The organism is Maribacter sp. UH1, from assembly GCF_056839145.1.
In genome coordinates this window covers 364,021-385,679 of sequence record NZ_CM166387.1, presented here as the reverse complement: position 1 = coordinate 385,679, position 21,659 = coordinate 364,021, and the positions used below count along the sequence as shown (strand labels likewise).

Here is a 21,659-nt window from a genome sequence, read left to right as displayed (position 1 = left end):
CATTAATTTAAACGCCAGAAGCTCCATTGCCAATATAATATTCTTCTAATACTATATTCCCTTCATCTGATTTCATTCTTGAACGTATATCAACAGTCAAATTAAACCCAATCACTTTATCTTCTTGATAAATTGACATATAGACCATAGCCAACATAACCTCAAAACTAGAACATCATCTTAATTCATTTGTTATAAGACTTTTTGATTTTATCGATTTCTAGCCGATTTAAACGAAACTTAACTTCCTTAAACCAAATCCCAGTACCCCATAGTAGACCGTTAAAAACCATTTTTGCTAAATAAAATCCAAGGTTCGGATTGTACAAATTCACTTTTTCAGATAATTCCTTATCTGAGTTTATTTTATCAACTATTTGCTTATTATTTAAAGAGTGCGAAAAGGAAAGTCTATTATTAACGTCAGTGTACTTTTTTTTCAATTTCTCAGTATCAGACATACATGTGCACGTTTCTGACAATAATTTGAGAAAGATATTAGCTGAGTATGTATCAAAAACAGTATGGTCCATATAGAAAACGATAGAGAATTCTTCATGCTTGACATAGTGATGAATAGTCACCAAAACAATTGGGATATTCAACTTTTTTACTTTGGAAAAAGGGTTATGTGCGATAAAACCAGGAAATTGCTTCCGGAGGATTTTTGAAAATCTTCTCTTGTCATTAAATAGTTTACTTGGTGGCTTTTCGTATGTTTTTTTATCTTCAAAAAAAGTGAAACATAATGCCATCATTATTGGTTTGGGAAATTGAGTACCCAGGAATTGATGTGGATTCAGTATCGTCCTCCCATCTTGATGAAACGAATTGAAATTTAGAGTTATCCACTAAAAATTGTAGAGAATCCTTAAGAGAGCTCAGGAAGTCTCTCATTTCCTTACTATTTTCAATCTTGAATACCCATTGAAAAGGGGAATGAGCCCTAGAATTGTTAGTATCCAAAGCAAATGTCTTTTTCTCAACCATAAACGCATTATTTCGTCTACTGATATAAGCCTCTTCCACTTTCTTTATCATTTTTATAACTTTTTATTTGCTTTATTTTAGTGCAAAGGAAAGCGATTTGACAATTAAAATTGTTTACTTAAGTTACTAAGCATATTTTTCTTATTCACTGATTTTTAGCGAATTCTACTTAATGAAATTGGCTTGATTCCGAACTGACTGACCACCTACTTTTGCAGGATATTATTCAGCAGATATGGTTTTGTTTCCAAGTAATTTTAAAACCTATATTCTGGTGGAGACGATGTAGATTAAATATAAAAATTCTAACTTTTTTTTAAAGAATTAATAGAGTTTTTATAATGAACGTGGTACTTTAATTTTGTTGAGCCAAAACATCAATTGCATAAACTCTAAAATGATTACTTAAATTAGGAAATGTTTCAAAGGCAATTGGTACACATACATTAGAACAATGAATTAGTATAATTGGAGGATTGGTTGATTTTCCAGTTGTAATAATATTGGTATCTCCAAAAGAAGAATTAATCTTTAAGTATTAAAAGTCAATATTAAGTTCATCTAATTTTTGGTCATATAAACTTAAAATGTCCTTCTTTACTTTTTCTGTTTTAAAAAGGGACTTCATTGATTTCGTTTAAAGTTTTACAACGGTTTTGTTTAAGAATAAGAGGACAGAATAATTCTCAGTTCTTCGGATAGGATAATAACTTAAACTTTTTGATTTACCTAATTGGCAATAGTCAAATTTAGTTAGAACAATTATTATTAATTAAATCATCGAGTGTAGGGTTAAAATTATTAAATCTAGCTGAGTAATTAATTGTCTGACTAGTTTCTTGTGCAAATTGAACTAAAGAACAAAAATTAATAAGCTTATCATTAGAAGTTATACTTATGATATCAGAAGAACTAATGCCTTCTAAACCATTCAGACTAACTAAATTAATATTATTCAGAATTATTATTTGAGGGATTGTCTCTAAATTTTCTAAACTACTTATGCTGGTCAACGCACCATTGTTACCAAGAAAAAATTGAGTGCCAATTTTAGTTAAACTATATAAAGCGTTAAGAGTTTTTAATTTACGGTTCTGGGAAATACTTAAATTATTGGCTATACTAGTTAATTTCTCCATGCCAGATAGCGATAAAAGTTCAAGGTTGTATTCAATTTGTAAAAAATCTAATTCGGTAATATTTTCTAAACCTTTGAGAGATTTTAAGTTGTCATTATATCTGATGAATACACCACCATTAATTACTTCTAAATTTTCTAATGCGTTCAGGTCTTCAACATCATCTAAGTAGTTGATAATTAAATTTCCATTAATTGTTTTGTAACCCTTTATAACTGGGTCTTCCAAATCTTCAAGTGAGTTGATTTCTAAATCTCCATCCAGTTCAGTAATTAATTCCATGTTTTCATCATTTGAAGAACAAGAACTTATTAGAAAAATAGTCGCTACTACTAACAATTGTTTTTTTAGCATAAAAGTGTTTTTTTGAAAAGAAATTAGCAAATCATTATTTTCAAATTGTTTTCAATTCAATTTATATGGTTGCTGAAATTTTCTTTGATTAATGGATTATTCAAATTATAGCTGTTTTTGTCATCGCCATTAGTGCTAATGTTTTATTTCAATCGACTTTGTTCTAATAAAAACTAATGAAAGCAAGGCAATTAATGTTGGTACAATTAGAACGGAAGGAATTATCGCACTAGGTCTAAAAAGTGCTGATTGCGCTATGGCTGTGTCCTTCATATTTTTCAATTGTTCAGCGATTAAGTTGGGGTCAGTATTTACAGCAATTAGATTTGCTTCTTTAAGACTTAATACGGAACTAAACCAATCTGGGTTTAGAAAGTGATGATAAATGTATAAGAAAGGATCGTAAATAATAAACGAAATTATGCCGACAAAAATGGCGATTAAAATTCTTTTAAAAAGATTGATTTTTTGTTTTTGATTTTCCTGCTTTATCGCCCAGAATATCATTAAAACTGGTAAGATTATTATTGCCATGTCAAAATATTGGCCGATATGCAAATAAGTAGTGTCTAACCTCGTCAACCACATGAAAATCGTATAAAAACAGAAGGCTAAGCCCATAATGACACCCTGCACAAGGGTGTTTTCTAAGTGATTTTGAAGTTTCATATTGTCTAAGATTTAATTAGTTGTCTGGTTGCAGCAAAATTAGACACTAATCATTTTCATTTATTAACTAAAGTGAATGTGATTTTATTTTTTATTTTTTGAAGGATTAATAAATATTTAAAATTTTCTTCTTTCTTTACTCGGATTTGAATAATGACGCCAATTCACTGTTATTAGGAAAGGTAACAAATCTTTTAGCTCTTTAGTTTTCCAAGATGCTCAATGTAAGCTCTTATTTCTGAATATATAATTGTATTTAATTGGAAATCTAAAGTTCAGTCTCGTTTAAATCGTCATAGTCATTGTATAAGCAAGAGAAAACGCTCTAAATGATACTAGTAAAAATTACATTAGTTAGTTCTTTCTAACTTCTTGACCTCTTACTGGCTCTCCACGTTCTACAAAAATATCATCTTCATAGTAATTCAAAAATTGAGTAGGAAGTCCTAGCCCTCCTAATTGACCGGATGTCCCTTCTAATTGATAATGCAAGTGTGGTCTATCTGAAGCACCACTATTTCCGGCTTTACCAATTTCTTGACCCTTAACTACGTTATCACCTTGAGCAACTATAATTGACCCTTTTTTTAAGTGTGCCAGTATCGAGGTTTCCCCGTTTAAATGGTCTATAATAATATAATTACCGCCAGGTTGATCATTATTGGTAGAGCCTACTTGATTATCATCAATAGTATTTACAACTTCTAGTATTTTTCCATCACTTGGAGCATTTAAGCGTTTACCAAAACAATAATGGTTTTCATTTTGCCTAAAATCTCCTGCATAATTTTTCTTTCTTAAGGTTCCATCAGGTAATATTGTATCCTGTACGATAAGAAAATCAATTGCGTATCGTTCCCCTCCACCGCGACTAGTAAAATGGTGAGCACCTTCAAAATGCGTTTTCCCTCCATTAACAACAAACCATTCGTCTTCAAAAGGCAATTCTAAGTCTGTTACAGTTTGGTAATTTAGATAAATGTCTTCGTCTAGTTTTCCTTCATCACCCATTAAAGTATCTGAGCAAGATGTTATAACTAAAGTTAATAAGATATAGGCTACTGTTTTGAGATGTTTCATAATTAAAATTTATAATTAATTCCTAGGTTAATTTGATGTTGTAATTCTCTAAACGCATTAGATATTTGAAGCCTATCATAATTGAAGCTATAGTTTGCTTTTACATCTAAGTTTTTTGACAGCGTGTATTTATAGTCCGTAGTCCATAAAATACTTTGGTATTTACCTACTGAGTAAAAGTTTTCATCAAAAGTTGAAGTTCTAAACATAACCAATGGAATTGTTAATTTAGATGATAGCGATTGTTTGTCATCTATCTGATAAGTAAAACGCCCTGCAATTCCAAGTTTTTGTTGAAAATCATATTGTTTCCAATCGTTAAAAGAAGAGACGTTTGTTTGGGTCTGTAAACCTAAGTGTATTTTAAGCTTTTCATTTTTATAAATTTCTTTCAACGAAGAAATGTTAAGTACGATTTTTGAATATTGAGGATTTGGCTCTGGAATTATATTAGTTTCTAATTCCGTAGTTAGATAATTTAGTTCTACTTCAAAAAGCTTATCTCTTTTGGTAGTACGATTATATTTTAATTGATAGTTTAAACCACTATAGTCATAACGTGCAACAGGGGCGAAGGATAAATTTTTTAAATAGCCAATAGTATAACCAGTTGAAAATTCTAAACTGATTTTTTTAGGTATTAAATCTTCTTGAGAAAAGGTATATGTAATTGACAATAGAAAAATTAGGGATAAAATTATTTTATTCATGAGGCTTATGATATAAATTTAGATATAGATGTTTTTGATTTTACCTTTTTAAGTTATATTACTCAATTCCAAAGACCTCTTTTAATATATTTACTCCGGTTCCTATAGCGTCATCATGAGTTCCTCCTTCAACGTGGCCTATACTTGCGCCTTTTTCATTTAGAAATTCAAGTTCTTGAGCCGAAAGTGGTCCTGCTACTTCATCTCTATCACCATAGATATAGGTTACTTTTGAAAGGCTTGAAACATTACTGAGTTTATCAGTATATCGGTTAAAAGCTAATCCTGCTAGTAATCTTCCCATGTTTCTTTCTTCTATGGTGTCAAATTCAGGGTCATTTTCTAATTCAATAGTATAATTACCATCATTGTCATAAATATGATATGGAAATTTACCTTCACTAAGAGCTTGCCAAGCTGCGTCGTCCACATCTAGGCGATTACCCAGAATAAGGTAGCCATCAGCAACATCAGCTCCATATGTAGCTATTAATTCTTGAACAATCAAACTGCCATAAGAAACCCCAAGTATATAGACTGTTTTTGCTTCCTGATTATTAAAGAAATCAACAACACGTTTAATATTAGAGACACTCTGCAGATTATAATCTTTTGCTTGTTGAAAGGTGATATCAGAACTTGTAAATAACGTGGGGTTTTTTGTTTGAACCTGATGCACCATTACATACATTGCTGATTGAATTCCTAGTTCAGCTACTATTTGATTGGAAGTTTCAGCGTCATCAAGTTCTAGTCCGGGACCACCCTGAGCATGAATAACTACAATGTCTCCTTCTAAATTTCCATAGAATTCAGCAATATCTGAAATTTCATCAAGTGAGTTGGTAGGTGAGGTAGCGTCATCGTCATTATTACAGGATATAAAAGCCGTGAATACGATGATGTAAATAATTAAGTTTAAGCGATTCATGTTTATCATATTAGTTTATTTTGAAAACAAAAAAAAAGAAAAAGAAACTTCAATAAGTAATAATTTGATAACCGTAGGATAGTTGTTGATAAGCGTGGATAATTAACATAGCATTAATAAATAAAATGTTTCTTTGTGAAAACATTCGATATGAATACTTCCAAAATAACTGTAATTACAGGACATGTCTTGTTCTGGTTATTTAATTATTGGGTTATTGCCATGGGGTCAGAATTCAACTGGAATGGTTTTACAACTAATTCTGGTAGTTTTGGGTATGCCTACATTTACGGACTTTTTTTCAACGCTTTTCTATTTTACGCACAGGTTTTTTGGCTTTACCCGATAGTATATAGAAATAAAAAAAAGCTTAAATTTTACGTATTATCCATCATAACAATCATAATAATTACAATAATTGAAACATATTTTGATTACTTACTACTAGGTATTTACAATGTGCGAAGTGAACAGTTATTATCCGCAAATCTTAACACTAATTTTATAGTTCATATAATTTATACCATCGCGGGCTTTTATTATAGTCTTAAGTTTGCATTAATAACATCCAAAAAAGCTAATCAAAAACTTTTAGAAGAATCCTACAAGACGGAACTAAAATACTTGAAGGCTCAGTTAAATCCTCATTTCTTATTCAACGGAATTAATAGTGTTTACCATTTGATTGGAAAAAACAATGACTTAGCTAAAGAAACATTACTTCAATTTTCAGGATTACTGCGCTATCAATTATACGAAACTAACACCCATATTCCACTAGAAAACGAACTGGATTATGTTTTAAAATACATCAAAATTGAAGAAACTCGAAGAGGCTCAGATATTCGATTGGATTATAATATCCAAACAAATAGCCATCAATTGAAAATAGCCCCCTTATTGTTGATTCCTTTTATTGAAAATTCCTTTAAACATTGTAGCAATTATTTGGATAGTAATTTCAACACTATTAAAATATCAATAAAAGAAGCAGGAGGGGAGATTCATCTTAATGTTACAAATAGTTATGATAAGTCCGCCAATGAAGATCTAGTAGGCGGAATTGGATTATTTAATGTTAAAAAGCGATTAGTGTTATTATACCCAGATACGCATGAGCTTAAAATCTTTAAGGAAGAGAACAATCACATCGTAGACTTATCAATTCATTTATCAAACGCAAATCATGAAGCAACTTAACTGTTTAATTATCGATGATGAGCCCATCGCCCGAGAAGGTATTGAGTATTATTGTAGAGAGGTTACCTTTCTAAATGTAGTTGCATTATGTAAGAATGTCTTGCAAGCCAATCATTATCTAGAAAAGAATCAAATTGATTTAATATTTTTAGATATTAATATGCCTATAGTATCAGGTATCGATTGGTTAAAAGACTTAAAAAATGCCCCTTCAATTATTATGACTACAGCATACGAAGAGTATGCATTAGAAAGTTTTAGGTATAACGTTTTAGACTATTTAATTAAGCCAATTTCATTTGAGCGTTTTTTACGCTCAGTAAATAAAGTTTATCACTATTACAACCATAAAACTGAAAAAGCAGTCTTATTTATTAAAAGTGAAAACCAGTTAAAGAAGATTAAAATAGATGATGTATTATTTGTAGAAGCAATGCAAAATTACATCAAAATTGTAACTATGGAAGAGTCGTTGGTTACACATATGCCCTTAAAGGAAATCAAAGATATATTACCTGATGATTTTATTCAAACCCATAAATCATATTTGGTATCAAAATTCAAAGTAGATGAGATTATAGGGAATGAAATTATTATCGAGAATTACAAAATTCCAATAAGTGTACGCTTAAAAAAGGAAGTATTAAGTAATTTTTAATTGTAACTATTTTAGATTTTATGTAAATTATTATAATGTTGATTTTTACTTAGGTGAAGAGGTTGCAAAACCGTCTCAGGGAATATTTTTAAAACAATAAACATAATTATCGACTATTTGGTAGATATTTTGCAATGGTGGTGTTTATAATGTAACATCATTTAGTTTTTAACTTTATCCAATCAACTTTTGCATTGCATTGGCTTATCAAAAAGTTCAGATTTTTTCATTATTAAAGTATCACCGGAACTTATTCGAATAGATTAAATTCTAACATAATTATTTACTTCTTCTTTGAAAATAATTGATATTAAAACTACCGATGGACAGAAACTGGGGTTGTTTAATATTTTGATAGATTATCTAAAATTCTTTTACGTATTCTACTAAGCGACTGTGGTTTCATACCTAGATAACTAGCAATTTGGTGATGCGGTACTCTATTAAAGAGATTGGGTTTTGTTTCTAACAAGTGCACGTACCTTTCTTCTGGAGAAGAAGATATAAAATGACTCCATTCTGCTTTTGCATTATTCAATTTTTCTAATGCAATTTGGCTAAAAACGGCATCTAATCTCGGAAGTGCTGACCGAAGTTCATTTTCAAAACTTTTGTTGCTTATGGTCAAAACACAATCTTCGACACATTCCCAGTAATGGTCGGAGGGTATGTCCTTTCCAGCACTGGCTGCAGGTGAGAATGTATCTCCTTCAGTAAAGAAAGCTGTAGATTTTTCAGCACCGTCCTTAATTAAATATTCTCTTACACAGCCTTCTACCACCATATAGCATTTTTTAGGAATTTGTCCTTGCCGCAATAAGATATCATCTTTTTTAAATTGTTTAACAATTGTTTTTTTTACAATAAGATTTATTTCATCTTCGTTTAATAAATTAGTTCCACTAACTACTGCTCTAATTTTATCTTTTAAGTCTATGTCCATATCTAAAACTTCAAGTCCGCTTCTGCCTTAATTTTAAGTATGCAAGATATGCTATATATAAACCTATACATGTGAGAGGAACGTTAAAGTATCATTTTATTATAAAAATGATCAGTTAGTTGGATTAGGTTGCTGTTTTTTAAACCAATACAGATTTAAATAAACAAAAAACTTATAGAAATTAATTCATTTTCATGCCGCAAAACACTGCTAAAGATTAGTATTAGTTTTAAGCTACTTAAAATACATAAATCTTCAGTTTATTTTTATCAGCTTTTCTATTTTTCAGTTTTTGTTGGGTTTTTTAAAAAGATGAAAGCAAAGAGTAGCGCAAAAATCACATATACTATTGTGAGTGAAATAATAATTTCTTGATGAATTTGGATATTAGAAACAACTTTGACTAATGCAATTGCCCCAACTCCAAAGTGCATTAGATTTGCAATGGCAATTGGTCTATTATATATTCCTCCGATTATAGTTCCTTTAGCCATCCAATTTAATAGTGCAAAACCCAAATATAATGCGCTTATTAAATTAAAAAACAGTCTTGTAATGGCAATTGATTCTATACTTAGATAGTCCATTACCTCATTTGGTAGAAAGGAAAAAAGGATTCCAATACTGGCTAAGAATATGACACTTGAGGTCATTATTATTTTTGTATTCATGATTATATTTTTTTAATCTGTTAATTGTTCTTTCAAATCTTCTAATTGAGCTATTAATTTGTTTAATCTAGCTTCTTGTTTTTTTATGGCTTTCGGTCTAAAATAAAACGCATTTAGAGCGATCCAGAAAAGCACAAGACCATAAGATAAAATAGCCCAAGGCAGCGTCATTCTAACAGCATACTCGTACATATAAAGACCAAGGCCTAAAGAAAGTAGAAAGAAGTAACCATTTAAAAGCGTGGTCTGTTGAAAACGCTGCTTTTCTTTTAGTTTTAATAGTTGTAGCAACTGCTCTTTAGCGTTCGCCTGAATATTCTTGGTGAATAGAAGCGACGTTAACGAGCTTTGGAATACTACGTATATCAGAATAGCTATGATAATGATGATAATTCCAATTTTAGTTGTCAAGTACTCGGGTTGATAATAGAACCAAACAAAACTTATAACCATACAAGTTAAGAGTAAAGCAATGTTGGCTATAATGAGTTTAATTCGTGTTTTTCGTTTAAACTCATTAGCTTTTTCTATAAGTTCCTTTGGGGATTGAGTTTCAATCTTTTGCTTATTCCAGTATTTTTTAAAGTCTATATTATCTGTCATGTTTCTGGAATTTTTTGGTTAACTTTTCCTTAATTCGGTGAACTTTCACTCTAACATTACCTTCTGAAAGACCAACAATTTTTGCTATTTCTTTCTGGTTTAATTCTTCCAGTTCCAATGATATGATGATTCGTTCAACTTCAGGAAGCTCCGATATACATTTATACAAAAACGCTACTTGAGGTTCAATATTTACACTATTTTCTTCAAATATTTCATGTGGTAATTCAGATTTTGGCATCTTTTTATCTTTCCTAATTTGAACTAGGCAGGAGTTTACGGCAATTCTAAATATCCAAGTCCCTATTGAAGAACGATACTTAAATTTGGGTAATTGTTCCCAAACCTTTATGAAAGTTTCTTGAGCAATATCCTTGGCTGTATCGTGGTCGTTCATATATCCCATACATTGTCGATACACTTTTGGCCAATATGCTTTATGAATTTCTTCAAAAGTTAAAAGTGTATCCATGTTTTTAATGAGGTTATAAATTGATCTTGTTGATCAATAAAGACATTGTGAGAACAGTTCTCCATGTATATTAAATTATTTTTTGATAGTATTCCTTTGATTTTCTCAACATGTACTTTTGAATATAAACCATCTTCGGTACCGTAGAGTCCAAAAATTTCAATTTTATGTTTAAGTACATTTTTTAAGTTTTGTGTCAGATTTATTGAAGTATACTTTTCATTTTTCCAAAAGCCTGTTGGTGCTTCAATGGTCATTTTTGAATCCTCACCTTTAAATATAGTATCTGATTTAAATTTTGAGTAAATGGCTAAGGCTTCTTTAGATGCTGCTTTTGGCGTATAAAAACCATTTTGCATGGCATGTCCAAAACTGTACGAACTATATTCCAATGAGTTTTTATCCATGGTCTCAAGCATTCCAATGTATCTTAGGTTGGTACTATCATTATTGCTTTCGTAGATGCTTTTGGAAGTCTTTATAATGGTGCTTAATGTTTCTTTTATAGAAAGTGGAACGGCTACCAGTACTAAAGATTTTGTTTTATTTGGATATTTCTCAGCGTAAAGAGTTCCAACCACTCCTCCAAAACTGTGTCCTATAAGGGTCGCATCTTTTAAATTGAATTTTGCATAGATAGCATCCAAATCATCAAACGTTTCTTGAAATGTGAATTTTGCATTTTCATCTGAAGATCGCCCCTCGCCACGTCTATCATAAATAACGACGAAAAATCCATTTTCGCTAAGTTTTTTTGCCGTTGTTATTTCAAAACCTATTGAATTGTATCCAGGGCCACCATGAAGGTAAATTAGTGGTTCATTGCTTGGATCACCAAATGCTTTTGAATAAATTGTTTGAGAGCTAATTGAAAGTGTTGTTATTAGAAATACGAATACTACAATAGTTCGTTTCATTTTGTTTCTTATGTTTTCATTTAGATACCAGAAATAACAAAATGTTACAGATTATTTTTTGATTATGATTAATGAACACCTTTTATAAAACGTAGTGCAGTAAATAAATGGTTCCGTTTTGGGTTACACACAAGTTAGGTTTTATATAAGAATTAGTACTTACCACCCTAATTAAAAAATTAGCTTTAGTATTAGTTTATTGCTCGCTCCGGCACCCATATAAATATCACATTTTGCTTAATTGAACCACATTTAAGAAAGCCACTTTGATGACTTTAAAAAGTACGAAATTTCGAGAATATTTCAAAACAAGATTTGCTATTAATATATTATATATCAGTAGATTAAAAGTCTTAAAATAATTGCCTTACCTGTAGGTGTATACGTTGATAGTTCGCAAGTATTTCCGCATCGTTATAGGCGTATCTTGGCTTGGGTAACGCTCTTTGGATATCAGGTTTTTTAAACTTGACCCGTTTGTCTTTTCCGTCGGCAAAGGATATGAATTCCCCTCTTTTCAGCCTAAAGAATACATCTGAGCGTATCTTACTGACTTCCCTTTCTCCCTTGGTGACTCTGGCATCAAAATTCCAATTACTACTATTACTAACACTCTTGGTCTGTCGTTTTACGATTTCAAAAAAGCGTTCGTAATAGTTAGCCGTATCCGGGTCATTGGCCTTACCAAAAAATTGATAGGAGAGATTACTTAGAATTGCTTTACTGGCTTTATCACCATACATCAGATCGTTTTGAATTTTGTCCTGAAGTACATACACCGTTAGAATATCATAACTTCTTAACGTAGCAGGTATGCGTTGCATATTCAGTAATCGAAACGTAGATGCCTCTTCGGCCAGAAAAAAAGAAGGTAGGCGATTGCGTACGCTCATCTGTTTGGCGATGGTATGAAGTATTGTAGCGATAGCAGGGGAGTAGGCTGTCTCGAATTTGGGATTGTTAACCACGCAAACAACGGATGGATTTTCAGGATTATTAATATCCAATGGAACGTCATCTGCAGAAAGCGCCATAAAGAGACGCTGCGTACTTATTTTTTTTAGGGCATTGGCCAAGGTACTCATGACACCCGCAGTTTGACGTTCAGAATCTATACCAGAAATAAAGGCCTGCGCCATCGCTTTCGAAGTGAAATCAGAACTTAGAAAGGAAACTAGGTTTTCAGCATCCAAATATTGGTACATCGCAATTAAATGGGGGAGTGTACAATGATTAGGGAAAGCGGTTTTCATCTTCCAAATCATTCCTCCCAACAATCCTTCCACCGCATCGTTGAAAAATTTTGAAGGCCCTGAAGCTACTGCCTCTTTTTGCTCTAATAGGTTTTCCAGTAAAACCCGTGAAATTTCATTTACACTCTCTTCATCCTCCAAATAGCGAGGTGCAATAGGATTGACACGTTGGTATATAGCATCAAAGGAAATAATGTGCAAGGGTATTTTGGACTTTTCGAATAGGGGGTATACCATTTCCGTTATTTCAAAATGCTTGTAATCATGGATAACACCACAAAATTCATGGTGGCGAAAGTGTTTTAGTAAATTATAAACTACCGATTCGGTCTTTCCACTTCCTGCAGAACCAATGATGGATATGCCTCTTCGGATATTCTTTAGTTGGAGAATACCATTTTCAAGAAAAAATCGAACAAGGTATCTTTTATGTATAGCATCACTATCGATTTTATCCGATAAGGAAATGAAAAACAGAAAACTTAGGAGCTGTAAGGGGACTAGCCACTTTGATATGAACGCAATGGAATATAGAAAGCTGTGGGAATAGCATCCAATGAATCCCATGTACAAAAGTAATAGCGGTACTAAAAGCAATGCGTTTCGCTGATAGCGATATATCAAAAGAATACCGCCCGAAGCGGAAACGTAGTATAGTAGCATTGTAGCGATAGGGTGTATCATAGTTTAAATTCCGATAGAGCTGGAGGATCTGGCCACATCCATCGCTTTTTTAAATTGCTTAATTGTCTTTAAGGCTAATTGTACTTTGTTCGTGGGTATGTTCACTCGCGGTATAGGAACACCTGCCTTGCCTAAAATTTTGAAGGCTGCGCTTCTCTCATTGGTTGGAAGTTTCAATAGCTTTGCGAAATATTTGTATGGGTCTTTGATATAGTTCTTTCGTGCCTCGTAGGTTTCGACAAAATTCCTTTTGTATTTGAATAGTGTATCGAATTTCTTTTCGGCATTATCAAAAAACTGGTTTCGATTAAATCCGCGTTTGACCAGCTTACCATTAAGTTTTGATTCCGATTGCATGTATTTACTACCAGGGGAAAGGCTGTATTGGTTCGTGACATTCTTGCGGCTCACTACAATATGGATATGGGTTTGAAGACCTGGCTTCTTCATACCCTGTTCTATTATTTTTCCATCTACCCAATGCGGAACTAAGGATTTCACATCTTCCAATTCTTTTTTAATAGCGCTAACGTTTCCTCGAACTTCGCCTCTTTCAACCTTCCGAATCTGATTCTCCAATTTTGCTATTTGTCCTTTGAATGGTTGATTTTCTTTTACCTCTTTATCGAAGCCCTTATAGGTTCGTTCATACTCGATTTTTGCGTAGTATTTGATGTCCTTTACCAAAACGTCTCTGTCTCTATGGAAGGATGAAGCATAATCCTTCATTATAACACGAACATATTGCCTTAACTTTTCAGCGTCGTTGTTGATGTGTTTTAATTCTCTTTGACTTGGATTAATCGTCATGGAGTAAAACTTAGGCTCTGTTTTTTTGAGCTTGGCGGTATTCCCATCAATTTCTTTAACTACTTGTTCCCGGGGAACCTTGTCTTCGTTTTGGTTAAAAAAATGCTCCTGCAGTTCCGGCTCCTTTCCTTCGTTCTCCTTTTCCAGATAATCGACTAAATCAGCTGAACTTTGTGAAAAGGTCTTATCCAAATTCTGCGGCGTAATGGTGATATACATGTTATGCTGTTTTGTAGTTTGATTTGAGCAATTCAAAATCGGAATGCTTCATATCTAATTTTAAGGTGGTCTTTCCCAAACCACTTTTATGGATAGTTACTTTGGTCAGAAAGTGCACTAAATCCCCTTTAGTTTGAACCAGGTCTGTTTTTAGAATGGTATTCTGTTTTTGAAGCTCAATAGCTTCTATTGCCGATGTGAAAAAAGCATCGTCCCTTGGCTTTTCTTTTGATTTTTTATGTTCACCCAAACGCTGTTGTTTATCTTTTTGTGGCGTATGCTCAAAGAGTAATTGCATCATAGCGGTGGTTGGTTGGGTCTGGTGCTTCTCTATATCCCTGATAATGGATATCAGCGCATTGATTCGCTTTTTGATGTAGTTCTCCAAGGTTCGGGCATTTGGTCCTAGTGTTTCTTTTGGCGAAATCTCGTTATAGAAGAAGAAGTCTAGCATGGTCTGTAATGCTTCCGTATGGGTCTTGAAGAATTGCCTTGAAAATTCTTGGAATCTCCGAGCCGTATTTTTCTTGAAACGTATGTTGCTAAATGTGTTCACCTGATTCTTTTATTAATCTAGTTTGCCGCAAATTCTTGCCTGTTTACTGGGGTTTTGAGGCGATTTGCCGCAAAAAGTAAGTTCTTGATGAGTCGTATCTTCACCCTTACCACTCATAAACGTCTTATATCCATGTGTTTATATGAAAAGGTAATAATGCAAGAGCGCGTGAGCGTGTTGCCCTCTTGCTATTCCTTTTTTCCGCAGGAAACTTTTTAACCTTCAAATGAATTTAGTTTTCCGATGTGTAGCTGTAGTTTGAATGTGAAATTTTAAGAGTTTAGGAATTCTGTTTTTAGGGAATATGCAACGATTCAATTAAAACCATGGGAATTTCGAAATGTCCTTTTTCGTTTGACATCCTGATTTCACAAAAACTAGGGCATAAAAAAACCTTTGATTACTCAAAGGTTTATCGTCTGGATTAGAATTGGTTTAGACCGTAAATTTAAACTTATGGTTGTATAGGTTTTTAATGGCTTCCTCTTCCAAAAGTTCCTCGTAGACTAAATCATTTTCTTCGGCATAGGTTTTTATAGCTGAGCCATACGTTTGTTCTACTTCATGCATAGATTGTTGCATAAGTTTGTCCTGTGTTTCTCCATCCAAATTGTTGAAATTTAGACGAAAGGGTATGTCTATAGTTATATTGATGTCCATGATATTTTAATTTTCCATCATACCGTTATCCCTAAAACTAAAATAGGTACCATCGGGAAGAATTATGATGTGATCTAAAACTCGGATATCGAATAGCTCGGCAGCTCTTTTTATTTTCTTGGTTAAAGCAATATCGGCACCGCTTGCTTTGTTAGTTCCCGAGGGATGGTTATGGGCTAGGATTATACCTGTGGATACTGTTTTCAGAACTACCGCAAAAAGTAATCTCAAATCAACTAAGGTACCGGTTAATCCTCCTGTGGATGCTTGATAACTGCCTTTTACTATATTCGCATTGTTTAATAAAAGTACTTTGAAGGTCTCATGTAGTCCGATGGTGTTTTTATCCCAATTTTCAAACAGTATTTTCGCTACTCGGTCCGATGAGTTGGTAGGTTCGGAGTTAAGCACTCCCAATTTTTCGCAATAGCTTACTTGAATTTCATTAACTTCGTTTTTCATTGTTTTTCTATTAAGGTGAGACGATGAAAAAGAGGGCGTAACTTTCCACGGTGTCGCCCTCTTTCTTTTTAATATTCGCTAGGTAACATCAGCGTATTATTTGTAAAGAATAAGCGGATTGTTTCCAATGGAAAATCCGTTAGGTGGTACTTGTGCGTTTCTAGAATAGTGTCGTTACCATCGCTATATTCGATAACTGCTTCATATCCCAAAGTATCATGCATTTCTGCATTCAGCTTCTTAAAGTCAACCGTTATAAAGTGGCTTCGGTTCATCAAACTTTTTGCTATAACCGATACATCCGTAACTAACCAAAAACAGTCTGCTTCATTGGCTAGATATTGGATTCCGTCTGTTATGACCGTATTTAAAAGTGGTATTTTATGGAAAGATTCCGTTCCGCTAAATACAGCCAAGTGGTTCTTCAATTCCTGTGGTTTTATTTGTGTTTTCATATTTACTATTTAAGGTTTTAAAAAGCTGCTATCCTTTACAGACAACAGCTTTCGCAATTCGGATTAACTAATTTGACTCCCTATCGTTTTTCCCACCTAACAGCAGAATTTCATCGGCTACCACTTCGGTTACATAGCGTTCATTACCTTCTTTTGGATCGGTATAGCTTCTTGTCTTTAGCTTTCCCACCACAGCCACTTGCTTGCCTTTATGGGCATAATTTTCGACTATTTCAGCTGTTTTGCCCCAAGCTACGATTGTATGCCAGTCGGTGCTTTGCACTTTGTCGCCTTGTGCGTTTTTATAGTTTTCGTTTGTTGCCAATGAAAACCTGACTACTTTTTTACCATTTTCAAGATTGGTTACTTTAGGTTCGTCTCCTACGTTGCCTAACAAATGCACATAATTTTTGATACTACTCATAATTGAAAAATTTAGAATTAATTAATATTCCTGCCCGAACTCTTCGACCAGCTTTTAAAATCGATTTACTTATTACACCCATAGCGTTTTCCTTTTTGTTGTTTTTTAACTTTTGTTTCGCTTCATTTTTGAGGATTTGATATGATTTCATGATTTTTAGTTTTGATTTACTTCCCACAGAGCCGTCGCTGTTACCTTTTTTGTTGCTTACGATTTCACAATATTCAAGCTTGGTAAGAATTATAAAAGGAGTGAGTGTAGCCTGCGCTGAGCGCAGTCGAAGTGAGCCCGATTATGCAGTCGTCCATGAATGAATGTTGTTTTTTTGCCGTCAAAAAAGAAGAACGGTGGCGGTTGGGGCAGTAGGTTATAACGGGTATACGTGAAGTTTCAAACTCCTCTTGAAGCGGAACAAAACACTACATAATAATTTTAGTTCAAGCGAACTCTAGACCAGATTATTAGGATAGGAGTGGAGTGTTCCTGCCAAGCGGCAGGAGAAACGGAATGGAAACCCTAAAATTTGGGCTTGTGTTCAAGATAAATGGGTACGAAGGGTATTGCCCGGAATGGAGAGCAGCGGAATGAAGTGGTAATGTTCTGAGGGGTTTACTTATAATTCAGTTTATTGAAGCAAGTAGTTAAACTAAACTTGATTAAAATCGAGAAGATTTATTTTAGATTATAGACTATTAGTATAGGGTGGATTCTGATAAGAGTTTGTAAAGGATTTAGAACAAGTATTTATAAAATTTAATTAATTATCAACTTATATCTGTTTAATTGATTTGGTGCTTTAAACTTTATGAACTTAACGAATGTATTTTTCTTAGAGAATTTATAAACGATAGTTAAAATGAACTATTAATGAATCGACAAGTTGTCTATTGTAAATGTTTGTTAATACATCATAGTTTACTAATGAGTTAACATAGAAAAAAATAATAATTACCAACATTATTTATATATGTAGAATCACACTTAGCCGGATTGAGCAAAAGCCTTATACAGTGGTTTGTAGATTGATATATTTTACATGTTTTAGTTTCGGTACTATTGTTTAAATACTCTCGACTTCAACTTTTTTTCGATTCACTTTAATCCGATTTCATCAGGATACTATTTCCAATTTTACGTTTTAGTGTTTCACCGAAATAACCTTCATATATTCAAGTTTCCCAATTAATCCCCAACCATTTGCTTTCTCCAGTACTACGGCATGGATAATATTCAAACCTTTCTTTAATGGAAGTTCTACACTGTTTCGGTCTATAGCCAAATGCCCTTGGTAGCCGATGCCTTTGCTACGGAATGAGTTGTCTCCTTTGAAAATTTGATTGCCGTTGAGGTACAGCATTAACTTGTCACTAAAATCAAAAAATAATTTTTTGGATTGTACTTTAGTGGATTCTATTATTAATCTTGCGATAACATAATCTTCTTGATTGTTTTCAAAGGCGCCCTTCGAAGGCTTTACCACATATTTACTGATGGGTAGCAACCCTGATGCCTCAGTAGTTGCCCAAGTATATTCCTCACTTTTGAAATCTGACGGTTTAAATACCTTATCGCTTTCATATACGTGAGGCCTTGAAAGTTCCCAAGCGGTGACTACTCCTTTTTTTGGTTTTTTAGGATATAAAACTTTACTGTTCTTAATTGTTTCGGAACTTACGGTCATTCCAGAAAAAACATTGCCGAAAAGTGCCCAAAGTCCAATTGTGCCCTTACCATTTTCTGATTTTAGTTTTGGCACCTCTAACACGAATTCGTCGTTTACAAAAATACGCGCCGTGTAATTGAGCACTTCCACCCTCAGCATATTCCAGCCAGCACTCTTAAATGTTATATTGGCTTGATGTTCCTTATACAATTGCCAATTACTTTCTCCGTTGAATATTGGGGTATATTGCAATGCATCTGGCTTTCCACTCTTATGCATTCTCATATAGACTTCATCTCCGTGCCCTTTCTGATGTCTAAAAAAAATACCTGCAAAGCTTCTAGCCGTTTTGGCGTAAACAGCGACTTGTATACTTCCGTTTGTAAACGATACATCTTTTAAGGTAGCTCTCCCATCTAATTCTAGAGATTGACGTTCATCTACTTTTTTGAACTCATACTTTGCGTTTTGCGAAAAGTTCCATTTATCCAAAGTGAATTGGATTTCTTTTTCAATTTGCCCAAACGCAAAAACGCTGATGAATAAGCTGGTAATTAGAATGAAGACTCGTGTCATAGTATTTCTATTTTTTACAAAATTCGATTAGAAAAACTATTGGCTACCTATCACATTCGTGCCATTTTGGATCATTTTGCTTTTCTGAACTCAGAGGGCGATATATTTGCCAGTTTAACGAAGAATCTGGAGAGATTGTTGGGTTCGCTAAAATTCAAATCCATTGCAATTTCAGAAATAGTTTTATCGGTATACAACAGTTCTGTTTTAATTTCCTGTAATAATCTATGGTGAATCATTTGTTGTGCCGTCAATCCGCTGTACGACTTTAAAATTTTATTTAATTTATTGCGGTCAATATTCATAAGGGCAGCGTAGGCTTCAACCTTATGCATGCTTCTAATATTAATTTCGAGGACCTCTTTGAAGGTATATATTTCAGGATTCCCTTGGGTTTCTTTAGATAAACAATATTGTTTGGAGTAGCAACGATTCAGTTTGGTTAATACAAAATATAGTAGAGAACGAATAATATGTTTACTATCGGAGGTATAGTTTTTTATTTCGGCAGTTATTTCATTTAGACAAATCTTAATAAGTTCGTAATCTGCCGTATCTATTTGAAAAAATTGGGGCTGGGCAGCATTATAAAAATATTGCAATCTGTGTACGAATAATTTATCCGAAAAAAAGTTTGCCAAAAAATCGTCTTTGAATACCAAGTGGAATCCCCTTGCATTGGTGATTTTGTTTCTCTTTTTTTGATGTGGAGAAGCGAAAAGAATCATCAATGGGGTAAGTTGGGTTTTCTGATTGTTAAGTTCCACGATTCCTTTACTTTCCTCTAGGAACATGATTTCATAGAAGTCTATAGTGTGCGGTTTCGATTCAAAATCCAAATTAGGATTGGTCTCGAACCGGTGAAGGTCCATCATCAGCTCAAAACCGTATTTTTTACTATCGAATTCAAAAACTCTCATTTTCTTAAAGGATTACTAGCTTATATAATCATAGATTATCAAGTCAAATATAAAACAAACACTTGTTAGAGATATTGATTCTAGTAATTCCGTGCATCTTAATATATTCCATGGTGACCGTAACCTATTTTAAAATTATGAGTACTTTGTTGAGTGTTAATTTGAGTTTGGATAAGCCGGTCAGTTATTTCTTGCATATTCGAGTTGCTCTTTCAATTGAATAATTTTATCTTCCCATTCCTCCATAGATATTGCATCATCGTTTAAATCACTTGCTTCTCTTGTTGCCTCTTTTATTTGGTTTTGCCAAGCATCCAACATTTGATTTACAGAAGCTTCCGACATAGGACCATTAAGCAATTGAAGTTTTTTTTCTATGTATTTATCGGAGTACGACGCCCATGTAGCTGTGAGTTTGTCACAGGATGCTGACCGTTGTACTGCCAATAGGTGCTGAAAGGGTGCACAATTGTTGGAAGTCTCTCCCCATTCATCTGCAATTGGGGTAATTGGATTTGCATTGTTTATGATGTTTGCAAAAGCATTGTCAAGATCCCATGCGATTAAATGTAGTTTTTCTTCGTTTGGTTCTTCGTACCAGTAGTAATTATGATTACTACAATCGTTATCGCTACAGTACCAATGAAATGGGCCATCATCGTGTTTAATTGTTCTGTCCACTACCGAATAGGACATTATCTCATCCATATCCAAGAACTGCTCTACAACATCTCGCGCTGACGATAATGAGGCATCGGCTATCCCTTGCCCTAGATTTTTTATTAATGTAACACTAGGATTATTGTCCTCATTTGTTTTTAAAGCATCGATATACTCCTGATTACTGTACGGGACTCCATCGGCGTTTAATGGCCAAATTTCTTTGTATAGATTCCCTTTATCATGATCATAGTTCTCCTTTATGAATCTATTGTCTATTTGCTCTGTTAAAGCGAATAAGCCTATATAGTTACCATTAATATTCAGTTTCGCATGTACAGACCTTGGAGCGGGTACACCCATTTCTCGGAACAACCAATAACCAAGTCTTTCATGCATTTGTGAAGGATCACTGTTCATAGAATGGAACTGTAATTTTTTTAGCTTGAAAAACTTCTCATCCCTACCTTTCCAATTTATTTTAACCTTCATAGAGAGTTTAGTGCAGGTCTTAGTGCCTGAAGGATTAAATACATCAATACCGGAAACACAACCGACCCATGCCCCAATAGATCCCTTATATCGAATCCCTACTGGGCTTATAGTATCTCCTTCAAAGACCAATGCTCCTTCCACATACTCCTCAGCAGTTGGATCTTGATCTAATTCCGTTAATGAACTCTTTGGAAGTAATAAATTATAGGTCCGCAGTTTATCTTGGTCATATATATAATCCGATCCATTGTTCAGATAATATTCGTCGCCTGAGGGGGTCAAATTAGGCACTGTAAATTCAGATATGTTGTCGGTGTCCTGTTTACTGCAGCCAGTAAATACGAATAGTGCGGCCATTATTATAATTACAGGGTATAGTTTCATAGCATTATAATTTATATTTAACAGTAAATTGCTACTAGATTGTTGAGAATACATCCCAATTTCATGATGGGCAATTGTTTCAACTGTTTTGTTGAGCATTT

The 21,659-nt window shown here is 33.5% G+C and carries 25 protein-coding genes; 2 read left to right on the top strand and 23 right to left on the bottom strand.

The window, feature by feature from the left end:
• Nucleotides 1-185: 185 nt before the first annotated feature.
• From UH1x_RS01835 to UH1x_RS01805, 7 genes are all read right to left on the bottom strand, one after another.
• A complete protein-coding gene (locus UH1x_RS01835; RefSeq protein ID WP_482624662.1) occupies nucleotides 186-755 on the bottom strand; it encodes a hypothetical protein in 570 nt (189 codons plus the stop codon).
• Complete coding sequence (locus UH1x_RS01830) at nucleotides 730-1,041, bottom strand: hypothetical protein (RefSeq protein ID WP_482624660.1); 312 nt, start codon at nucleotides 1,039-1,041, stop codon at nucleotides 730-732. Before UH1x_RS01830 ends, UH1x_RS01835 begins: the two co-directional genes overlap by 26 nt.
• A gap of 698 nt (nucleotides 1,042-1,739) precedes the next feature.
• Complete coding sequence (locus tag UH1x_RS01825) at nucleotides 1,740-2,483, bottom strand: hypothetical protein (protein WP_299800302.1); 744 nt, start codon at nucleotides 2,481-2,483, stop codon at nucleotides 1,740-1,742.
• A 135-nt stretch (nucleotides 2,484-2,618) separates the two neighbouring features.
• Nucleotides 2,619-3,152, bottom strand: a complete 534-nt coding sequence (locus UH1x_RS01820; protein ID WP_482624658.1) for a DUF4199 domain-containing protein — start codon at nucleotides 3,150-3,152, stop codon at nucleotides 2,619-2,621.
• Between the two features lie 354 nt (nucleotides 3,153-3,506).
• A complete protein-coding gene (locus UH1x_RS01815; protein ID WP_299800300.1) occupies nucleotides 3,507-4,232 on the bottom strand; it encodes a M23 family metallopeptidase in 726 nt (241 codons plus the stop codon).
• 2 nt (nucleotides 4,233-4,234) lie between these two features.
• On the bottom strand, nucleotides 4,235-4,942 hold the full coding sequence (locus UH1x_RS01810) for a hypothetical protein (RefSeq protein WP_482624657.1): 708 nt from the start codon (nucleotides 4,940-4,942) through the stop codon (nucleotides 4,235-4,237).
• Between the two features lie 58 nt (nucleotides 4,943-5,000).
• Complete coding sequence (locus UH1x_RS01805) at nucleotides 5,001-5,882, bottom strand: hypothetical protein (protein WP_482624655.1); 882 nt, start codon at nucleotides 5,880-5,882, stop codon at nucleotides 5,001-5,003.
• A gap of 141 nt (nucleotides 5,883-6,023) precedes the next feature.
• Between UH1x_RS01805 and UH1x_RS01800 the strand changes: the two genes are divergently transcribed.
• Complete coding sequence (locus UH1x_RS01800; protein WP_482624654.1) at nucleotides 6,024-7,073, top strand: sensor histidine kinase; 1,050 nt, start codon at nucleotides 6,024-6,026, stop codon at nucleotides 7,071-7,073.
• Nucleotides 7,060-7,731, top strand: a complete 672-nt coding sequence (locus UH1x_RS01795; RefSeq protein WP_482624652.1) for a LytR/AlgR family response regulator transcription factor — start codon at nucleotides 7,060-7,062, stop codon at nucleotides 7,729-7,731. Before UH1x_RS01800 ends, UH1x_RS01795 begins: the two co-directional genes overlap by 14 nt.
• Nucleotides 7,732-8,074: 343 nt before the next feature.
• On the opposite strand, the gene UH1x_RS01790 is transcribed toward UH1x_RS01795, so the two are convergent.
• The 16 genes from UH1x_RS01790 to UH1x_RS01715 form a co-directional block, all read right to left on the bottom strand.
• A complete protein-coding gene (locus UH1x_RS01790) occupies nucleotides 8,075-8,674 on the bottom strand; it encodes a Crp/Fnr family transcriptional regulator (RefSeq protein WP_482624651.1) in 600 nt (199 codons plus the stop codon).
• A 278-nt stretch (nucleotides 8,675-8,952) separates the two neighbouring features.
• A complete protein-coding gene (locus tag UH1x_RS01785) occupies nucleotides 8,953-9,345 on the bottom strand; it encodes a hypothetical protein (protein ID WP_482624650.1) in 393 nt (130 codons plus the stop codon).
• A 12-nt stretch (nucleotides 9,346-9,357) separates the two neighbouring features.
• Nucleotides 9,358-9,948 (bottom strand): hypothetical protein, encoded by a 591-nt coding sequence (locus tag UH1x_RS01780; RefSeq protein ID WP_299800293.1) that lies wholly within the window; start codon nucleotides 9,946-9,948, stop codon nucleotides 9,358-9,360.
• Entirely contained in the window at nucleotides 9,938-10,420 is a 483-nt protein-coding gene (locus tag UH1x_RS01775) for an RNA polymerase sigma factor (RefSeq protein WP_299800292.1), read from the bottom strand. The genes UH1x_RS01780 and UH1x_RS01775 overlap by 11 nt, the downstream gene beginning before the upstream one ends.
• Entirely contained in the window at nucleotides 10,405-11,337 is a 933-nt protein-coding gene (locus UH1x_RS01770; protein ID WP_482624648.1) for an alpha/beta hydrolase, read from the bottom strand. The genes UH1x_RS01775 and UH1x_RS01770 overlap by 16 nt, the downstream gene beginning before the upstream one ends.
• A gap of 353 nt (nucleotides 11,338-11,690) precedes the next feature.
• Nucleotides 11,691-13,274, bottom strand: a complete 1,584-nt coding sequence (locus UH1x_RS01765; RefSeq protein ID WP_482624647.1) for a type IV secretory system conjugative DNA transfer family protein — start codon at nucleotides 13,272-13,274, stop codon at nucleotides 11,691-11,693.
• A 3-nt stretch (nucleotides 13,275-13,277) separates the two neighbouring features.
• Nucleotides 13,278-14,303 carry a MobB family relaxase gene (gene mobB / locus UH1x_RS01760; RefSeq protein ID WP_299800289.1) on the bottom strand — a complete coding sequence of 342 codons (1,026 nt, stop codon included), beginning with the start codon at nucleotides 14,301-14,303 and terminating at the stop codon, nucleotides 13,278-13,280.
• A gap of 1 nt (nucleotide 14,304) precedes the next feature.
• Nucleotides 14,305-14,859 carry a BfmA/BtgA family mobilization protein gene (locus UH1x_RS01755; RefSeq protein WP_363323227.1) on the bottom strand — a complete coding sequence of 185 codons (555 nt, stop codon included), beginning with the start codon at nucleotides 14,857-14,859 and terminating at the stop codon, nucleotides 14,305-14,307.
• 435 nt (nucleotides 14,860-15,294) lie between these two features.
• Entirely contained in the window at nucleotides 15,295-15,519 is a 225-nt protein-coding gene (locus UH1x_RS01750) for a hypothetical protein (RefSeq protein ID WP_482624645.1), read from the bottom strand.
• A 6-nt stretch (nucleotides 15,520-15,525) separates the two neighbouring features.
• A complete protein-coding gene (locus UH1x_RS01745; RefSeq protein WP_482624644.1) occupies nucleotides 15,526-15,981 on the bottom strand; it encodes a JAB domain-containing protein in 456 nt (151 codons plus the stop codon).
• Nucleotides 15,982-16,049: 68 nt separating this feature from the next.
• Nucleotides 16,050-16,436: a DUF6876 family protein gene (locus tag UH1x_RS01740; protein WP_482624642.1), complete on the bottom strand. Its 387-nt coding sequence runs from the start codon at nucleotides 16,434-16,436 to the stop codon at nucleotides 16,050-16,052.
• Between the two features lie 67 nt (nucleotides 16,437-16,503).
• Nucleotides 16,504-16,860, bottom strand: a complete 357-nt coding sequence (locus UH1x_RS01735; protein ID WP_482624641.1) for a single-stranded DNA-binding protein — start codon at nucleotides 16,858-16,860, stop codon at nucleotides 16,504-16,506.
• A complete protein-coding gene (locus UH1x_RS01730) occupies nucleotides 16,853-17,011 on the bottom strand; it encodes a hypothetical protein (RefSeq protein ID WP_482624640.1) in 159 nt (52 codons plus the stop codon). Before UH1x_RS01730 ends, UH1x_RS01735 begins: the two co-directional genes overlap by 8 nt.
• A gap of 987 nt (nucleotides 17,012-17,998) precedes the next feature.
• The gene (locus UH1x_RS01725; protein ID WP_482624638.1) at nucleotides 17,999-19,099 is read right to left on the bottom strand and encodes a 3-keto-alpha-glucoside-1,2-lyase-like domain-containing protein; all 1,101 of its coding nucleotides are present in this window, start codon (nucleotides 19,097-19,099) and stop codon (nucleotides 17,999-18,001) included.
• 71 nt (nucleotides 19,100-19,170) lie between these two features.
• A complete protein-coding gene (locus UH1x_RS01720; protein WP_482624636.1) occupies nucleotides 19,171-20,019 on the bottom strand; it encodes an AraC family transcriptional regulator in 849 nt (282 codons plus the stop codon).
• Between the two features lie 180 nt (nucleotides 20,020-20,199).
• On the bottom strand, nucleotides 20,200-21,657 hold the full coding sequence (locus tag UH1x_RS01715; RefSeq protein ID WP_482624634.1) for a CotH kinase family protein: 1,458 nt from the start codon (nucleotides 21,655-21,657) through the stop codon (nucleotides 20,200-20,202).
• Nucleotides 21,658-21,659: the final 2 nt, after the last annotated feature.